This is a genomic window from Rhizobium sp. L51/94, assembly GCF_019355555.1.
Lineage (GTDB): Bacteria > Pseudomonadota > Alphaproteobacteria > Rhizobiales > Rhizobiaceae > Rhizobium > Rhizobium rhododendri.
The window spans coordinates 219566-235898 of record NZ_CP072141.1 but is presented as its reverse complement, the minus strand read 5'-3'; the positions used below and the strand labels follow the sequence as shown (position 1 = coordinate 235898).

The following is a 16333-nucleotide window of genomic DNA, read 5'->3' as shown; positions in this document are numbered from 1 at the left end:
GATTGGTGCCTGTCTGCTGCGAGAGTTGAGGTTTAGAAAATGGCAGGAAAATGACGAATATTAATTCGAGCGACTTCATTCGCCGTTAATATTGATGCAACTTAACGTCGTGTCGATCGGCGTAAAAATGCTTGGGCTACACCAAAAATTCATGATCGCAGGGCATCATAAATCCGCGACTGAAGAACAGCATGTGATTGAATTATACCGCTTTCTAAAATATATTCATTTTCCGGGAGCGGGAAGAACTGCAGCGATGTATTCGGTCGGCTTATCAACGAAATTTACTTCAAGGTGACATTCATGAGTGCGCCACGCGTGTTCGCGGGCATGTTCGTTACGATCATCGTCTTTGCAATCGTGACTTATTGCATGACCGGATCTCTCGTCATAACCGTACTGGAATCAATTGCTGCGGCTATCTTGCTGCAACTCGGCTATTTTCTGTGCATTGGCTATCTTGTGTGGAAGCAGGCGAAGCGCGCAGCGGCCAGCGGCGCCACCGATCTCATCAACAGCGCCGAAAGCCTTCGCGACGACAAGATCTCCCATTTGCCGTCCACGCCTTTCAACCAGCCTGGTCCGTTGGGCCATTAACAACGCTCAGGTCGACATGACGTTGACCGTGCCCTCGTAAAATCGTGCCACCGACAAACTTCCGGAGTGAAATGCGCCGGTATCGAGATTGAGGCGACGACCACGCGCTTCAGGCGATTTCACCTGTGTGTGGCCATGCACGACGAGCTTTGGAAGTGGCGTGCGGCTTTTCAGGAAGCGCCCTCGGATGAAGACGAGATCCTGATCGGTCTGGTCGGCTATGGACAAGTGCGGATCTATGCCGGCGTGAACGAAAAGCACGCTCGGGGTGTCCAGCATGATCGGCAGGTCTCTCAGAAATGCGATGTGATCCGCAGGCAGCGAGGCGCGGATAAAGTCGTCGAGCTTCTTGGGCGAAGGATATTGCCGCGCCAGGTGATTGCTATCCAGCCCGTAAGATAGAAGCGTGGCCTCGGCGCCCATGGCCAGCCACTGCGTCAAGGTGATCTCGCCGTCGACATATGCCAGCATCGCTGTTTCATGGTTGCCGGTGAGGCAGATGCGGTCGAAACCCTCCGGCGCCGGGGTCATGAGATGGCTGACGACCCTGGCCGAATCCGGGCCACGATCAATGTAGTCGCCGAGCGTAATCATCAGCTTGCGCCCGGGAAATTGCGCTGCGTCGGCGGTGATCAATGCCTCGATGGCGGTCAGCAGATCGTAGCGACCGTGTATATCGCCGATCGCGTAAGTGGGTACTCCTGCTATATCGCGAAACTCACGTCGACGCTGACTTTCCTGCATTCCATTGCCTGCCATAAAATGCCTTCACGGTCCTGGGTTATTCGCCATCGCGGCGCCGGTTCGCTGACATGCTACTCGCTTGGCCCTCAAATGACCGCCACTTTCTTTGCAGCCTTGGGTATATCACCTGCAATCCTCCATCTGCGCCCTTGGTGCAAGGGCTTGCGGCAAAGCGTCACCATGGGGAGCGCAACGATATCATTCGATTGACAGGGGCTTTTGACGCTCCTACCGGCTTTTCGTGCAGTTTTGGTTTTCCGGACCGACTAGCTGCACCTTCACGTTCCGTGAGCGTTGTTTCATCTGTCGCAAGGAGTCGTCATGACCAATCGTAGCGTCGCTTCAGCTCTCCTGTTTCTCTGCACGCTCGGCGTCGCTGGCCAGGCGTCGGCGCATGCCCATCTCAAGACTTCGCTGCCGGCGGATAAGAGTACCGTTGCATCGGCGCCTTCGGCGGTGACGATGACGTTCACCGAAAGCCTAAATCTCAAATTTTCGGGCATCAAGCTGATCGGGCCGGAAAAGGCTGCGGTGAAAACAGGGGACGCGAGCCTTAGCGATGAAGACAAGGGTCTGACCGTGCCTGTCGCCGGTCCGCTTACGGCTGGACCCTACACCGTCGAATGGCATGTGCTGTCCAGCGATGGGCACAAGACCAGCGGCTCCTTCACTTTCACCGTCAAGCCTTGATCGAACCATCGACAGCGATCCAAATCTGCCGCTTTCTGCATGACAGCGCCCTGTTGCTGTTGTGGGGTACGGCTGCTTTCGTCGCGTTTCTCATGCCACCCTCGCTGGCCGCCCAGATGCTGCGGCGGCTCGGCGTCTTTCCGCTGGCTGCAGCCGGGGTGGCGGTTCTGACGACAGTGGCAGCATTACCGTTACAGGCAGCAGCTCTGGGTAATGGGTGGCCCGATGCCGTGGACGGGGCAACAGTGTATGCCGTCCTCGTCGCAAGTCCGTTCGCTCTTTTCTTTCAGGCGCAGGCGGTGGCAGGGTTACTTCTAATGCTGGCCTTCATCCGCCGCGCTGACAGGCGAATGGGGACCGTGGCCCTTGCGTCAGCGCTTGGCCTCGCGGGGCTGGCCCTGACCGGGCATGCCTCCATGGAAGATGGCCTGCTCCGGATTGCCCATCGGCTCAACGATATCGTCCACCTTCTCGCCGGCGGGGCATGGCTAGGAGCATTGATCCCGTTTGTGGTCGTGCTGAGGATGCTTGCGGTGCCCGAATATCATACCGCGGCGCAAGTTGCGCTGCGGCGTTTTTCGAACGTCGGACACGGCGCCGTCTTTCTGGTGTTGGCGACGGGGATCGTCAATTCCATCATGACGCTCGGCCGCTGGCCAACTGACTGGTCATCGCCATACCTGCTGATCCTGACGATGAAGATCGCTGCTGTCGGCATGATGACATGTCTTGCTATCGTCAACCGCTATGTGTTCGTTCCGGCGATCGCTGAAAACCCGGACGCCGCGTTGCGGTCAATCCGGCGGGCTAGCTTGGTCGAGATCCTGCTGGGTGTTGCCGCTATCGGGCTGGTAGCCGTGTTCGGCACGCTCGATCCGACTTGACCGTACGGGCTTCAACGTTCGCATCTTTGCGAGAGATAATGGTTGTCGTCGTCGCAGCGGGTGAAGCCACTCGCCGGTGAGGCGCCGGAGGCCGAAATCGACCCGGTGATCCGGGGCTCAGGCGAGGGGTCACGGTGTACGAAGCCCATTCCCGCCAGCATCACGACGGCTGCGACGACCACGATAATCTCGCCGAACGAAAGCTTGTGCGCGGCAACGTGTTCGCGATAATCCTTTTCGCCATTGCCTGCAGGTTCGTCCCGGTGGGGCTGCTCGAAAAAATCACAACATGCCATATCAATATCTCCCAGCGCTTAAGGTCGCTTTGATGCAAGGCCGACCGCAAACCAGCGGGTGAGGCTGGTCATGGCGCTTGCAGGCGTCATGTGTGATCGGGGCGTGGGTTATTGAAGGGCGGAAAACGAAACGGACGGTTCGGAAAATCTGACTAATATGGATAGGTACGACGAAATAGGGCTTTTTTCGTAACAATCGTGCCCATTGCAATATCCATTGCGGAAAATAAAAAGGCCACGCAGCCTTGAAATGGCTGCGTGGCCTATCTTGAAACGATCCCGAAGCCTTACGGCAACTTGACGGAAGGCTCGCGGCCCCAGACGCGGAGCTTGCCGATTTCCTCGAAGAAGCCGGTCAGATCCCCGGTTCCGGAGAGACTGATCGTGCCTTCGTCGAGCGCATCGGCGATGCCGGCCTTCTGCATCAACGGAAGAGCTGCATCGACATAGCCAATGTATTTGCAGTGAGAGAAGGCATCGGCCACGAAGTCGCGTGCCGTTGCTTCCCGTACCAGCTCTTCCGTGCCTTCCGGTGAGGTCAACAGCATGACGGCATCATAGAGAACAGATGGTCCGCCATCGATCATCTGATGCGCGGCCAGCCACTTGCCATCGGATGCGGTGACACCGCCAACCTTCGGCGCGATCACCTCGAAGTCTGCCTTGGCATCGACCACTGCGGCAACGACTGCCTTGACCATGGCGGCATCGACGCCGTCGGTCACAAGAATCCCCAGCTTGCGACCCTCGAAGCGCATCGGGCCCTTTCTGGCAATGCTGAGCGAGGGCAACTCTTCGAGGTCCTGGCGTGTCGCGACAGCGGCATCGGCCGGCTTCGGCATCGTCTGCAGACCGAGCTTGCGGGCAACCGTCGATGCCAGTGTCTCGTCGATATTGAAGAGGTGCGAGACGACCCGCTCGCGGATGACCGGCGTCATGACCTTGCTGAGTTCGAAGGTGATGGCCGCCACGATATGGCGCTGCTCGGGCGGCGTCTGGCTGATGTAGAACTGCCGCGCCTGGCTGTAATGGTCGGCAAAGCTTTCCGGACGCAGCCGAACCTTCTGGCCCTGCTCCTCGGACGCAAAGTGACGATAGCCCGAGGTCGGCGATTCCCGCGCACCTTCACCCCAGGAATTCGGCTGGTAGTTGGCACGACCCTTTGGGTTGTGCATCGCCATGTGGCCGTCCTGCTGGAAATTGTTGAACGGACATTTCGGCGCATTGATCGGGATATGAGCGAAGTTCGGGCCACCCAGGCGCTTCAGCTGCGTATCGAGATAAGAGAAGTTGCGGCCCTGCAGCAGCGGATCGTTGCTGAAATCGATACCGGGCGGCACGTTCTGGGTCATGAAGGCGACCTGTTCGGTCTCGGCAAAGAAGTTGTCGGGCATCCGGTCCAGCACAAGGCGGCCGACGGGTACCGGCTTCAGGATCTCTTCCGGGATGAGCTTCGTCGCATCGAGCACATCGAAGTCGAATTTATCGGCAAAGTCCTGGTCGAAGAGCTGCACCTGCAGTTCCCACTCAGGGAAGTTGCCGGACTGGATGGCCTGGTAGAGATCGCGGCGGTGGAAATCCGGATCGGCGCCGTTGATCTTGACCGCTTCGTTCCAGGCGACCGATTGCAGGCCGAGTTTCGGCTTCCAATGGAACTTGACGAAGGTCGATTTGTTTTCGGCGTTGACGAAGCGGAAGGTGTGGACGCCGAACCCTTCCATGAACCGGAAGGAACGGGGAAGGCCACGGTCGGACATCACCCACATGATCATGTGCATGCTTTCAGGCGTCAGGCTGATGAAGTCCCAGAAATTGTCGTGGGCCGACTGCGCCTGTGGGAAGCCCTTGTCAGGCTCGGGCTTGACGGCGTGGATGACGTCGGGAAACTTGATGGCGTCTTGGATGAAGAACACCGGGATGTTGTTGCCAACCAGATCCCAGTTGCCCTCCTTGGTATAGATCTTGACGGCAAAGCCGCGCACGTCGCGGGCAAGGTCAAACGAGCCCTTGCTGCCGGCAACCGTCGAAAAACGCACGAAAGCCGGTGTCTTTTCGCCAGGCCGCTGGAACAGGTCGGCTCGCGTGTAGTCGGCCAGCGACTCATAGGTTTCGAAATAGCCGTGGGCACCATAGCCGCGCGCGTGGACGACGCGTTCAGGGATGCGCTCGTGGTCGAAATGGAAGATTTTTTCGCGGAAATGAAAGTCGTCGATCAGTGCCGGGCCGCGCGCTCCGACCTTGAGAGTGTTCTGGTCATCCGAGACGGGGCCGCCCTGGGACGTTGTCAGAACAGGCGTATCGCCTTCGGCATACTGGTGAAGCTCGCCACCGTTACCGCGCTGCAGCGTCTGGTCATGAATTGTCACCTTGTCAGAGACAAAGGTCTGGGTTGGTTTTCTAGCCATCTGGGTTCTCCGGTCGGGGGTAGGTCCAAGCTCAACCTAGACCTCGCGACATCGTTCCCTATTTTCTCAAAATAGCCCGATGCCCGAAAACCACGAAAGCCGGCCACGGGGGCCGGCTTTCCTTTGGATGATAAGACGATCAAATGCGGGGATTGTTAGTACCGTAGCGATTGCGCTCGGCATCGATTTCCGACTGCGAATAGGGGTCGAGCGTGTCGTCGAAGCGGTTCCAGCCCTCGGCGGTATAGGCCGTGCGACGGTCCGTCAGGTTTACACGCTTGGAGCGGTCAAGGATCGCTTCAGCTGAAACGGCTTCGTCCTCTTCGACCTGCGCGGTGACCAGAGTGCCGCCACGGCGGACACCTTCAGCGTAGACATGGGCGTCTTTTTCCGGCACGCCGGAACTGATGAGGGCGCCAACGACACCGCCGGCCGCACCGCCTACCACTGCACCCGCAACGGCGCCCGTCAGCGTGGCGACAAGCCAACCGGCTGCGACAACCGGGCCGACGCCTGGGATGGCAAGCATGCCGAGGCCTGCGAGCAATCCGCCGGCACCACCGGCAACTGCGCCAATGCCAACGCCGGTTCCGGCGCCTTCAGCTGCATTGTTACCCTGATCCTCAACCTTGCGCCCGTCGGCAGTGTTGGAAACGATGCTGATGTTCTTCGATGCAATACCGGCGCTTTCGAGCTGGCCAACCGCAGTCTTTGCATCATCATAGTTGTCGAACAGACCTGTGACAGTTCTCATGGTGGTTTCCTTCCGAATGTTATTATTGTTGAGGACGGGATTACTTTGCCTGGACGACGTTGCCCTGGTAATCGAGCGACACCTGAACTGGCTTGGCATCCTTATTTGCGCTGGCACGCCAGATGCCCTGGTCGTCGAGCTTGAGGTCGGCGACATCTGCAAAGCCGGCCGCTTCGATGCGCGACTTCGCCTGCGATTCCGTGAAGCTGTTCTTGCCCTGGACCGGTGCACCGGCGTTGGTGGTTTCAGGCGTGGCGACTGCCGGTGTATCCTGCGAGGTTGTCGGTGTCTGGCTCTGCGCAAAGGCAACCGAAGTCGTCATCAGGGCAGCAATCGACGTCAGCAAAATCTTCTTCATCGGGGTTTCCTCGTCTGTCTTGTTTTGTTTGTTGCCCTCTCACAACCAGTTCGCTGTTGAGTTGTTCCAAGCCGAAATTGAACTAATTGCGTGGGCCCAACGGTATGGGGAGTTTGCCAGCAAGCCCTCCAAGACTGACGCAAAGTGCACGTCAACCCTCTGGGATAGCTCGGATTTCCGTTTGATCAAGCGATAGGTCGGGGGACGTGAACCCGTTTACAAGCGGGCATTCGCGGCGTCCGGGCGAGAAATATTCGGGCTCAGAAATGCCCGCAAAACAGCAACGATCAAATGACCGTCATTGCGTGAAACATTATGGTTCACATCACGTTTACGCTGTCGACAAGGATGGTGGACCAGATGAACCCCACCCAGCAGAGACAGAATTTTCGCGCCAATTCCAGCAAGCAGTCAGATGCAGACACGTTGCGAGAGGCGCGCGATCTGGTAGACCAGTATCTGCGCTATCTAAAGCTGGCGGATCTGGGGCTCGACGTCGTCGACATCGACGATCTCCCGTTCCGCAAACAATTGCTTGTCAGCGCGGTGCGTCTGCTGATCGCAACGGAATCCTCGGCAACCACCCGCCAGCAGCTGCGCAAGGTCGGGCTGACTCTCGCTTCATTCCAGGACGATATCGGCCAGCGAATGACCATGCGTCCGCTTCCAGCGGAGGAAAGGATGAGCGAGCAAGAGCTGCAGGCGGCAATGAAAAAACATCGCCATCTGATCGCGAGATTTGATCGCGCTTTCGCGGCGATGGCCACGGAGCGCGTTCGCCTGGACGATCTGTTCCAGCAGTCGATGCGCATGGCCGAGCGCCGGGAAAGCAATGCCGCGGCAGCATCTCGCCGGCCAGCCTACGAGGCGGGTGGGACGTATTCGCCATACCTCTGACTTCGGTAATATGGTCGAGAGACGACAGACTTAATTCCTCAACGAAAATGCCGCCTCACCGGGCGGCATTTTCTATTCGGGAGATTGGGAGTTTTCTTCAGCGGTTCAAGCAGCGAGGGCAGCAACCACGTCGCGGCCGGCGCGGGCGACGGCTTCGGTGTTGATATCGAACTTGCGGTAGACATCCTCGATTTTGCCGGATGCGCCGAAGTCGTGCATGCCGACGAAACGACCGTCGAGACCGAGATACCTGTCCCAGCTATCCTGCACGGCAGCCTCGACCGCAACGCGTGCGCGCGTCTCGCCGAGCACCGATGCCTTGTAGGCGGCATCCTGGGCTTCGAACAGCAGCTTGCAGGGCATGGAGACGACGGCGGTCGGAATACCCTCGGCCTGCAGTAGGTCGCGCGCTTCGACGGCCAGATGCAGTTCGGATCCCGTCGCAAAAATCGTCAGCTTGCGGGGACCGCCCTCAGCCTCCAGCAGCACGTAGCCGCCCTTGGCCGAGAGGTTTTCCGTGCCGGGATCGCGGCGTAGCAGAGGCATCGGCTGGCGTGACAGGGCAATCAGCGCTGCCTGGCGCGGTGCGTCGAGAATCGCCTCCCAGCATTCGGCCGTTTCGATCGGATCGCCCGGACGGTAGACAGCAAGCTTCGGGATGGCACGCAGCGCGCTCAGATGCTCGACCGGCTGATGCGTCGGACCGTCTTCGCCGAGGCCAATCGAATCGTGGGTCATGACGAAGATGGTGCGGATATCCATCATCGCTGCCAGGCGGATTGCCGGGCGGCAATAGTCGGAGAAGGTCAGGAAGGTGCCGCCGTAGGGCACCAGTCCGCCATGCAGGGCTATGCCGTTCATCGCCGCAGCCATGCCGTGCTCCCGAACGCCGTAGTGGACATAGGAGCCGTCGAACTGGCCGGCCGGGATTTCAACCTGGTTCTTCGCCTTGGTGTTGTTGGATGGTGTCAGGTCAGCCGAGCCGCCGAGCATCTCCGGAATTGCATCGAACAGATGGTTGAGGACGATGCCGCTTGCCTGTCGCGTGGCGAGATCCTTGTCGCTGCCAAGCAGCTCTGTCTTGGCGTCGGTGACTGCCTGCTTCCAGCCGGCCGGCAGCTCGCCTTTCATGCGGCGGTCGAAATCTTCGCCCAGCCCATCGGGGGCTGCCTTGACGCGGTCGGCCCAGGCCATGCGAGCATCGCGCCCCTTGGCGCCGATCGCCCTCCAGGCATCCAGCAGTGGCTGCGGGATTTCGAAAGGTGCTGCATCCCACTTCAGCAGACGGCGCGCGCCGGCAATTTCTTCTTCGCCGGGTGCATCGCTGTGCGCCTTCTGGGTGCCCGCCTTGGTCGGGAAGCCGAAGCCGATGACGGTCTTGCAAGAGATCATCGACGGCTTGTCGGTCACCTTCTGTGCTTCGACGATTGCTGCGCGGATAGCATCGGTGTCGTGACCGTCGATTTCCTGCACATGCCAGTTCGACGCCCGGAAGCGTGCTGCCTGATCATCGGACTCGGACAAGTTGACTGCACCGTCGATCGTGATCGAATTGTTGTCGAAGAACGCGATCAGGCGGCCTAGCTTGCGGTGGCCGGCAAGCGAGATTGCCTCGTGGCTGATGCCTTCCATCAGGCAACCGTCGCCCATGAATACATAGGTGAAGTGGTCGACCAGGGCATCGCCGAATTTGGCATTCATGATGCGTTCGGCAAAAGCCAGGCCCACGGAATTGGCGAGACCCTGGCCAAGCGGACCTGTGGTGGTCTCGATGCCGGGGGCATGGTGGTATTCGGGGTGACCTGGCGTGCGGCTGTCGATCTGGCGAAAGTTCTTGATTTCGTCGATGGTCATTTCCTTGACGCCGGTCAGGTAGAGGAGGCTGTAGAGCAGCATCGAGCCATGGCCGTTGGAGATCAGGAAACGGTCGCGGTCAAACCAGTGCGGGTCTGCTGCATCGAACTTCATGAACTCGGAAAAAAGCACCGTGGCGATATCGGCCATGCCCATCGGCATGCCCGGATGGCCGCTTTTTGCTTTCTGCACCGCATCCATCGACAGGAAACGGATGCAATCGGCCATGTCGCGCAGGTGCTGGTCGCGCGGGGCAGGAACGGTTTTTTCGGTCTGGACCGGGGATTGGGTTGCCATGGTGATGCTCCAAATTTCGTTCGCTGGGAATGGTTTTGCCGCGCGACAGGGCCGGGGCTCGTCTATTGGTAGATATAGCCAGGCTGTGGAATTCAACCGTCCTCCGCAAAAGGTGAACGGCTAGGGATGGCAGGGGGGAGGCGTATTGCTCCACGATTGGGCATGCGACGCCTATCATTTGACCAGATTGTCTTGTAGTCGGGCTCCATGACATTAAAACGATCCGACACACGCGATACCAGCCTTCGCGACATCTGGAGCATGCATGAATTTGCACGCCGCGATCTTCTTGACAAAAAGCAGATCGGTCGGCTGAAGATGTTGATGGGTCCCGTCCAGGAACGTCAGGACGCCAATCTCGATCACGCGAGCCGCTGGTGGTGATTCTGATGGCCTGCCGGCGTGACACCGGCGCTTGAAAATGCACTATGTTCAGCCTGAGCCGGAGCCGTCATGGATAACGTCGAAATCAACAGCCGCAGCGAATTCGCACTCTGGGCTATCCAGCGGGCGCAGGAAATCGTTCGCAATGAAGGCTCGGCGCTGGCGCTGTCTGCCCGCGATATGGACGAGGAAGCCTTGCAGCGCACCGGCGGCGCGCTCGGCAAGGCGATCTCCGATGCCATGCTCGAAGTGTTTGACGGGCTGATGGTGGAATAGGGCCCCTCCGGTCTGACGACAATTTCCGGATGCAATCGCAGCATCCACATTGTCCAGTCGCCGTTGAAGCCCTATTTCCGATAGGCGTGGAAGACGACTACCGGGCAAGCCGCAAGGATTTAAGCTTTCCGGCGTGCAAAGTAGGCTAAGCTGCGCGACATCTGGAATTAGGAAAATATGTCATGCACGTTACGTATCATGTTGCCGAACACGACGAAGGCTGGGGTTATCGACTGGGCGACGTATGGTCTGAAACATTCCCTGATCATGCGCAGGCCCTGAAAGCTGCCAAGGACGCGGCAAAGCGTCAGCAGATCGGCGGCCAGGATGCGGAGATCGCCTATCAGGCGGCGGACGGAAGCTGGAAGACCGAGTCGGCCAGCGGCGGCGACCGTCCGGAAGCGGACGTCAAGGATGATGGCTGATCGACAGACAGGCGCAAAAGCCGGAGGCTGGAGCGTTGGAAATCAGGTGACATGGGTGTGGCATGGTTGTTGATACGCCGGTAGTTTCATTGAGACAGGGGATGCCTTTGGCTCAAGCCATCGGCGGCAAAGGCCGTCGCCACCCCGTGCCGCTTGCCATGTTCGCACTTGCTGCCTCGCTGGCGTTTTCTTGCGCGCCGGGCGCCCGGGCTGCCGATTGCGACAGCATGCCGGAGCCAGGTCTCGATTGGAGCGAATGCAGCAAGAAGAATATCATGCTTGACGGCAGCAACCTCAAGGATGCCAACCTTTCCGGCGCCGATCTGTCTGTCACCGGGCTTCCGAACTCGAACCTGGACGGGGCGCAGCTCGAAAAAGCCAACCTTATGCGCGCCTGGTTTACCGGCTCGACGATGAAGAAGGCGGACTTTGCGCGGGTCCAGGCCTACCGCAGCGGTTTTTCCAAGGTGTCGGCCGATGGTGCGTCTTTTGCCAGTGCCGAACTGCAGAGAGCCAATTTTTCCGGAGCGAAACTGACCGGGGCCGACTTCCAGAAGGCGGAACTCGGACGGGCGAACTTCGACAAGGCGGTGCTGGGCGATACGAATTTTACCCTCGCCAACCTATCGCGTGCCCATTTCGATGCTGCCAGCGTCGAGGGGCCGATAAACTTCGACAGGGCATTCATGTTCCTGACCGATATCGAAGGTCTGGATCTCTCAAATGCGCGCGGTCTGCTGCAGCCGCAGATCGATCTGTCCTGCGGCGACGACAAGACTAAGCTGCCGCCCGCCCTGAAAAAGCCGGCCGGCTGGCCCTGCCACGCGGACTGAGACCTCGAAGACGCCAATGGCGCCTGCGCCTACTTCTTGAAGATCGTCGTGAACTTGGTACCGCGCACGCGCACCGTGATCTGGCATGGTTCGGTGTCCGTGCGGTCGCAGAAACGCGGATGCATCTTCATCACAAGCACCATGTTGCCGAACCGCATGATGAAGTCGTAGCTGTAGATCTGCGCGGTGGCGATCATCAGGTAGCCGCCGGTGTCGACCTGGATGTAGAAGTTGTGCGGGCAACCTTCATCGGTGCAGTCGGGGCCTTTTTCGCCCTTGCAGGTGATTTCACCTTCGTTGATGACGATATCGCCGCGCTTGTCGTTGTTGATGTCCTGCTCTGTCGCAAATCCATCGCCAAAGGTGACGCCGGCGCCGCAACGCTTGGTGAAATGCTCCTTTTCGAAAGCGACGGGATCGGTCAGGAGCGCCTGCTGGGCGCTGGCGACTGCGGGCATGACCACGAACGCCATGACATTCAAAAATGCCAGAAACAAAAATCTCACAAAATCACCTCGCAATAACGGGCTCCGACACAGGCGCGTGGCAGTCCGGGCTGCAAGTTAGTCCTTCCTCCTTGCGCGGCCCTGACTGCCGTGATCCACTGCGGCATTTGCAGCAGACCTGTTCGTGGGGCCATTCATGTCGCTACTGTCGTTCCTCGATTATGCAGGCGTTGCCGTCTTCGCCGCGACCGGCGCCCTGTCTGCATCACGCAAGCAGCTCGACCTGATCGGATTTCTGTTTCTGGCGGCGGTGACAGGGATCGGCGGTGGCACGCTGCGCGACATCGTGCTCGGCAGGCTGCCGGTCTTCTGGGTGCTCAATCCGACCTATATCCTCGTCTGCTGCGTCATCGGCGTCGTCGTGTTCTTCACGGCGCATCTGCTAGAGTCGCGATACAAGCTGCTGATCTGGCTCGATGCCGTCGGGCTGGCGGCCTATTGCGTGATGGGCGCCGCCAAGGGCCTGGCAGCCACGGGTTCGCCGACGGTTGCCATCGTCACCGGCACATTGACGGCCACCTTCGGCGGCATCCTGCGCGATATGATCAGCAACGAGCCGTCAGTGCTGCTGCGTCCGGAGATCTATGTGACGGCTGCGCTCATCGGCGCATGCGTCTTTGTTGCCGCCAATTCGACGCCAATGCCGCTGTATGCCGCCTCTGCGCTCGGGGTGATCGCGGCGTTCGGGGTTCGCGGCGGAGCTTTGTGGTTCGGTTGGACTTTTCGCGGCTATCGCCCAAGGCCCGGACGTCATCCGGACGATGTCTTATAGAAGGATTGACTGGCAGCTAGCGCTGGATCGGACGCAGGCGGATGACCACGTCGACATGGGCGATTTCCATGCCTTCCGGTGGCTCCGGAAGATTGTCGATGACAAGATTGCTGATTGGAATGTCCAGGACTTCGTTGTGTCCTTCAACGAAGAAGTGGTGATGGTCCGACACGTTGGTGTCGAAATAGGTGCGGGCGCTCTCGACGGCGAGTACGCGGATAAGGCCCGCCTCGGTAAACTGGTGCAGCGTATTGTAAACGGTAGCCAGAGACACCGGCACCTTTGCGGCGACGGCTTCCTCGTGCAGTTCCTCGACGGTGAGGTGACGGTCGCCCTTGGCAAACAGCAGATCGCCCAGCGCGACTCGCTGCCGGGTCGGCCGCAGGCCCGCCATGCGCAGTCTGGTCTCGATCGGCAATTCGGCTGCAAACGCCATCAAACGGACTCCAAAGTCGTCGTGTCGACTATTCTTGAGTGCTTCATATATCTTTTGCTTGCCCGGCTTTCAATAGTTCGAGTGGGGACATTGACGGGCAAAAAGCCGCAATGTCCGGCTTTTAGAGCATTTGCCTCTGGCAGCAGCCTTGGGCTTCCTGTATGCGACCACCACATAAAGGTGAAACGTGCCCGATCAGTGGGCGGGAATGGACAAGCCAATGCTAGAGCTTCAATTCCTGCCGATCTTACACTAACCTCACTCGCCAAAGGCATTCATGCGGGGGAAACGGATTTTTATGACGACGAAACCATCCAGCTTCAACTACGAGGAAATCCTGAGCTGCGGTCGCGGCGAATTGTTCGGGCCAGGTAACGCACAATTGCCGTTGCCGCCGATGCTGATGGTTCACCGCATTACCGATATCTCGGAAACTGGTGGTGCCTTCGACAAGGGATACGTGCGCGCGGAATACGACGTGCGTCCGGACGACTGGTATTTCCCGTGCCATTTTGCCGGCAATCCGATCATGCCAGGCTGCCTCGGTCTCGACGGCATGTGGCAGTTGACGGGCTTCTATCTCGGCTGGCTCGGAGAACCGGGCCGTGGCATGGCGCTTTCGACCGGTGAAGTGAAGTTCAAGGGCATGGTCCGCCCGGCGACGAAACTTCTGCAATTCGGCATTGATTTCAAGCGCGTTATGCGCGGTCGCATGGTGCTTGGCATCGCCGATGGCTGGATGAAGGCCGATGGCGAGGAAATCTACCGGGCAACCGACCTCAGGGTCGGGTTGGCCAAGGAAAAGGCGGAGTGATTGGCGTTCACGCGCGCGATCCTCTATCCACTGCATGCAATTCGACACTAACAAAAAGGTCCAACACATGAGACGGGTTGTTGTCACAGGTCTTGGTATTGTCTCTTCCATCGGAAACGATGCCGCCGAAGTCACTGCTGCGCTGCGCGAGACCAAGTCCGGCATCTCGTTCTCGCCCGATTTTGCCGAGCACGGTTTCAGATGCCACGTCTGGGGCAAGCCGTCGCTAGATCCGACCGATCTGGTCGACCGTCGCGCCATGCGCTTCCTGTCGCAGGGCGGTGCGTGGAACCACGTGGCCATGAAGCAGGCAATCGCTGATTCAGGCCTCGAGGATTCGGACATCGGTGGCAACGAGCGCACCGGCATCATCATGGGCTCCGGCGGGCCTTCGACGCGCACGCTGATCGAAGCGGCCGACATCACCATCAAGAACAACAGCCCGAAGCGCATCGGCCCGTTCGCGGTTCCGAAGGCGATGTCATCGACCGCGTCGGCGACCCTTGCCACCTGGTTCAAGATCCACGGCGTCAACTACTCGATCTCGTCCGCCTGCTCGACCTCCGCCCATTGCATCGGCAATGCGATGGAGATGATCCAGTGGGGCAAGCAGGACGTGATGTTTGCCGGCGGCCACGAAGATCTCGACTGGACTATGTCCAACCTGTTCGATGCCATGGGCGCGATGTCGTCAAAGTACAACGACACCCCGTCGACCGCGTCACGCGCCTATGACGTCAGCCGGGACGGCTTCGTCATTGCCGGCGGTGCCGGTGTGCTGGTGCTCGAAGAACTCGAGCATGCCAAGGCGCGCGGCGCCAAGATCTACTGCGAGATCACCGGATATGGTGCCACCTCGGATGGCTACGACATGGTCGCACCGTCGGGCGAGGGTGCCATTCGCTGCATGCGCCAGGCGCTGAAGACGGTGGACGGCGAGGTCGACTACATCAACACTCACGGGACCTCTACGCCGGTGGGCGACAGCAAGGAAATCGGCGCGATCCGCGAAGTGTTCGGCGACAAAATTCCGCCGATCCAATCCACGAAGTCGCAGACCGGCCATTCGCTCGGTGCAGCCGGCGTCCAGGAGTCGATCTACTCGATCCTGATGATGCAGGAGCGCTTCATCGGCGAGAGCGCCCACATCACAGAACTCGACCCGGAATTTGACGGCGTTCCGATCGTGCGTAAGCGCATCGACAACGCCCGGATGGATACCGTGCTTTCCAACTCCTTCGGCTTCGGCGGGACCAACGCTACGCTCGTGTTCCAGCGCCACAACGGATAAATCAATGACCGGAATAATGCAGGGTAAGCGCGGACTCATCATGGGTGTCGCGAACAATCATTCCATCGCCTGGGGCATCGCGAAGGCGCTGGCTGCCCAGGGGGCGGAATTGGCCTTCACCTTCCAGGGTGATGCGCTGGGCAAGCGGGTAAAGCCGCTCGCCGCCGAACTCGGTTCGGACTTCATCCTGCCCTGCGATGTAGAGGATATTGCCTCGGTCGATAGCGTTATCGATGCCCTGAAGAGCCGCTGGGGCAGCGTCGATTTCGTCGTCCATGCCATTGGCTTTTCCGACAAGAACGAACTCAAGGGTCTCTATGCCAATACCACGCGCGATAACTTTTCGCGGACCATGGTAATCTCCTGTTTTTCCTTCACCGAAATCGCCAAGCGGGTTGCCACGCTGATGACCGAAGGCGGCAGCATGCTGACGCTGACCTATAACGGCTCGTCGCGCGTGATCCCGAACTACAATGTCATGGGTGTTGCAAAGGCAGCGCTCGAAGCATCGGTGCGCTATCTGGCGGCCGATTACGGTCCGCGCGGGATCCGCGTCAACGCCATCTCGGCCGGCCCTATCCGTACGCTTGCAGGCGCCGGTATTGCCGATGCCCGCGCCATCCTGTCGTGGAACCAGCACAACGCGCCGCTGCGCAAGACCGTGACGATCGATAATGTCGGCAGTTCGGCGCTGTATCTTCTGTCGGATCTTTCCGCAGGCGTGACGGGCGAAATCCATCACGTCGATTCCGGCTTCAACATCACCTCGATGCCGACGCTGGAAACGCTGACGCGGGCTGAAATCGACTGATACCAAACA

General features: G+C 59.3%; 20 protein-coding genes. 12 read left to right on the top strand and 8 right to left on the bottom strand.

What is annotated here, in order from left to right; all coding sequences use genetic code 11:
- Positions 1 to 303: 303 nt before the first annotated feature.
- Positions 304 to 597 carry an exopolysaccharide production repressor protein gene (locus J5274_RS01195; RefSeq protein WP_142831531.1) on the top strand — a complete coding sequence of 98 codons (294 nt, stop codon included), beginning with the start codon at positions 304 to 306 and terminating at the stop codon, positions 595 to 597.
- Positions 598 to 603: 6 nt separating this feature from the next.
- On the opposite strand, the gene J5274_RS01190 is transcribed toward J5274_RS01195, so the two are convergent.
- A complete protein-coding gene (locus J5274_RS01190) occupies positions 604 to 1341 on the bottom strand; it encodes a metallophosphoesterase family protein (RefSeq protein WP_142831530.1) in 738 nt (245 codons plus the stop codon).
- 321 nt (positions 1342 to 1662) lie between these two features.
- Between J5274_RS01190 and copC the strand changes: the two genes are divergently transcribed.
- Positions 1663 to 2031 (top strand): copper homeostasis periplasmic binding protein CopC, encoded by a 369-nt coding sequence (copC, locus tag J5274_RS01185; protein WP_142831529.1) that lies wholly within the window; start codon positions 1663 to 1665, stop codon positions 2029 to 2031.
- Entirely contained in the window at positions 2028 to 2915 is an 888-nt protein-coding gene (copD, locus tag J5274_RS01180) for a copper homeostasis membrane protein CopD (RefSeq protein WP_142831528.1), read from the top strand. Before copC ends, copD begins: the two co-directional genes overlap by 4 nt.
- A gap of 11 nt (positions 2916 to 2926) precedes the next feature.
- On the opposite strand, the gene J5274_RS01175 is transcribed toward copD, so the two are convergent.
- The 4 genes from J5274_RS01175 to J5274_RS01160 form a co-directional block, all read right to left on the bottom strand.
- Positions 2927 to 3211, bottom strand: coding sequence for a hypothetical protein (locus J5274_RS01175; protein WP_219274730.1), 285 nt, complete (start codon positions 3209 to 3211; stop codon positions 2927 to 2929).
- A gap of 287 nt (positions 3212 to 3498) precedes the next feature.
- Positions 3499 to 5616: a catalase gene (locus tag J5274_RS01170; protein WP_142831526.1), complete on the bottom strand. Its 2118-nt coding sequence runs from the start codon at positions 5614 to 5616 to the stop codon at positions 3499 to 3501.
- Between the two features lie 139 nt (positions 5617 to 5755).
- A complete protein-coding gene (locus tag J5274_RS01165) occupies positions 5756 to 6370 on the bottom strand; it encodes a general stress protein (protein WP_142831525.1) in 615 nt (204 codons plus the stop codon).
- Between the two features lie 40 nt (positions 6371 to 6410).
- Positions 6411 to 6728 carry a PepSY domain-containing protein gene (locus J5274_RS01160; protein ID WP_142831524.1) on the bottom strand — a complete coding sequence of 106 codons (318 nt, stop codon included), beginning with the start codon at positions 6726 to 6728 and terminating at the stop codon, positions 6411 to 6413.
- Positions 6729 to 7043: 315 nt separating this feature from the next.
- On the opposite strand from J5274_RS01160, the gene J5274_RS01155 reads away from it, so the two are divergent.
- Positions 7044 to 7625, top strand: a complete 582-nt coding sequence (locus tag J5274_RS01155) for a hypothetical protein (protein WP_142831523.1) — start codon at positions 7044 to 7046, stop codon at positions 7623 to 7625.
- A 105-nt stretch (positions 7626 to 7730) separates the two neighbouring features.
- On the opposite strand, the gene tkt is transcribed toward J5274_RS01155, so the two are convergent.
- A complete protein-coding gene (gene tkt / locus J5274_RS01150) occupies positions 7731 to 9776 on the bottom strand; it encodes a transketolase (protein WP_142831522.1) in 2046 nt (681 codons plus the stop codon).
- Between the two features lie 207 nt (positions 9777 to 9983).
- Here tkt and J5274_RS01145 point away from each other — a divergent pair, with 207 nt between their 5' ends.
- The 4 genes from J5274_RS01145 (at position 9984) to J5274_RS01130 (ending at position 11694) form a co-directional block, all read left to right on the top strand.
- The gene (locus tag J5274_RS01145; protein ID WP_162854785.1) at positions 9984 to 10160 is read left to right on the top strand and encodes a hypothetical protein; all 177 of its coding nucleotides are present in this window, start codon (positions 9984 to 9986) and stop codon (positions 10158 to 10160) included.
- A 69-nt stretch (positions 10161 to 10229) separates the two neighbouring features.
- Positions 10230 to 10436: a hypothetical protein gene (locus J5274_RS01140; RefSeq protein WP_111220849.1), complete on the top strand. Its 207-nt coding sequence runs from the start codon at positions 10230 to 10232 to the stop codon at positions 10434 to 10436.
- Positions 10437 to 10618: 182 nt separating this feature from the next.
- The gene (locus J5274_RS01135) at positions 10619 to 10861 is read left to right on the top strand and encodes a DUF2188 domain-containing protein (protein ID WP_111220850.1); all 243 of its coding nucleotides are present in this window, start codon (positions 10619 to 10621) and stop codon (positions 10859 to 10861) included.
- 158 nt (positions 10862 to 11019) lie between these two features.
- Positions 11020 to 11694: a pentapeptide repeat-containing protein gene (locus tag J5274_RS01130; RefSeq protein ID WP_224129439.1), complete on the top strand. Its 675-nt coding sequence runs from the start codon at positions 11020 to 11022 to the stop codon at positions 11692 to 11694.
- A gap of 29 nt (positions 11695 to 11723) precedes the next feature.
- Here the strand turns inward: J5274_RS01130 and J5274_RS01125 are convergent, their stop codons facing one another.
- Positions 11724 to 12200 (bottom strand): hypothetical protein, encoded by a 477-nt coding sequence (locus J5274_RS01125; RefSeq protein ID WP_142831521.1) that lies wholly within the window; start codon positions 12198 to 12200, stop codon positions 11724 to 11726.
- Positions 12201 to 12336: 136 nt separating this feature from the next.
- Between J5274_RS01125 and J5274_RS01120 the strand changes: the two genes are divergently transcribed.
- Entirely contained in the window at positions 12337 to 12972 is a 636-nt protein-coding gene (locus tag J5274_RS01120; RefSeq protein ID WP_142831520.1) for a trimeric intracellular cation channel family protein, read from the top strand.
- 16 nt (positions 12973 to 12988) lie between these two features.
- On the opposite strand, the gene irrA is transcribed toward J5274_RS01120, so the two are convergent.
- A complete protein-coding gene (gene irrA / locus J5274_RS01115) occupies positions 12989 to 13408 on the bottom strand; it encodes an iron response transcriptional regulator IrrA (RefSeq protein WP_111220854.1) in 420 nt (139 codons plus the stop codon).
- Positions 13409 to 13706: 298 nt separating this feature from the next.
- On the opposite strand from irrA, the gene fabA reads away from it, so the two are divergent.
- The 3 genes from fabA to fabI all read left to right on the top strand — a co-directional run bounded on the left by fabA (position 13707) and on the right by fabI (position 16324).
- Complete coding sequence (fabA, locus tag J5274_RS01110; RefSeq protein WP_111220855.1) at positions 13707 to 14222, top strand: 3-hydroxyacyl-[acyl-carrier-protein] dehydratase FabA; 516 nt, start codon at positions 13707 to 13709, stop codon at positions 14220 to 14222.
- Between the two features lie 67 nt (positions 14223 to 14289).
- A complete protein-coding gene (fabB, locus tag J5274_RS01105) occupies positions 14290 to 15513 on the top strand; it encodes a beta-ketoacyl-ACP synthase I (protein ID WP_142831519.1) in 1224 nt (407 codons plus the stop codon).
- Positions 15514 to 15517: 4 nt separating this feature from the next.
- Positions 15518 to 16324: an enoyl-ACP reductase FabI gene (fabI, locus tag J5274_RS01100; RefSeq protein ID WP_142831518.1), complete on the top strand. Its 807-nt coding sequence runs from the start codon at positions 15518 to 15520 to the stop codon at positions 16322 to 16324.
- Positions 16325 to 16333: the final 9 nt, after the last annotated feature.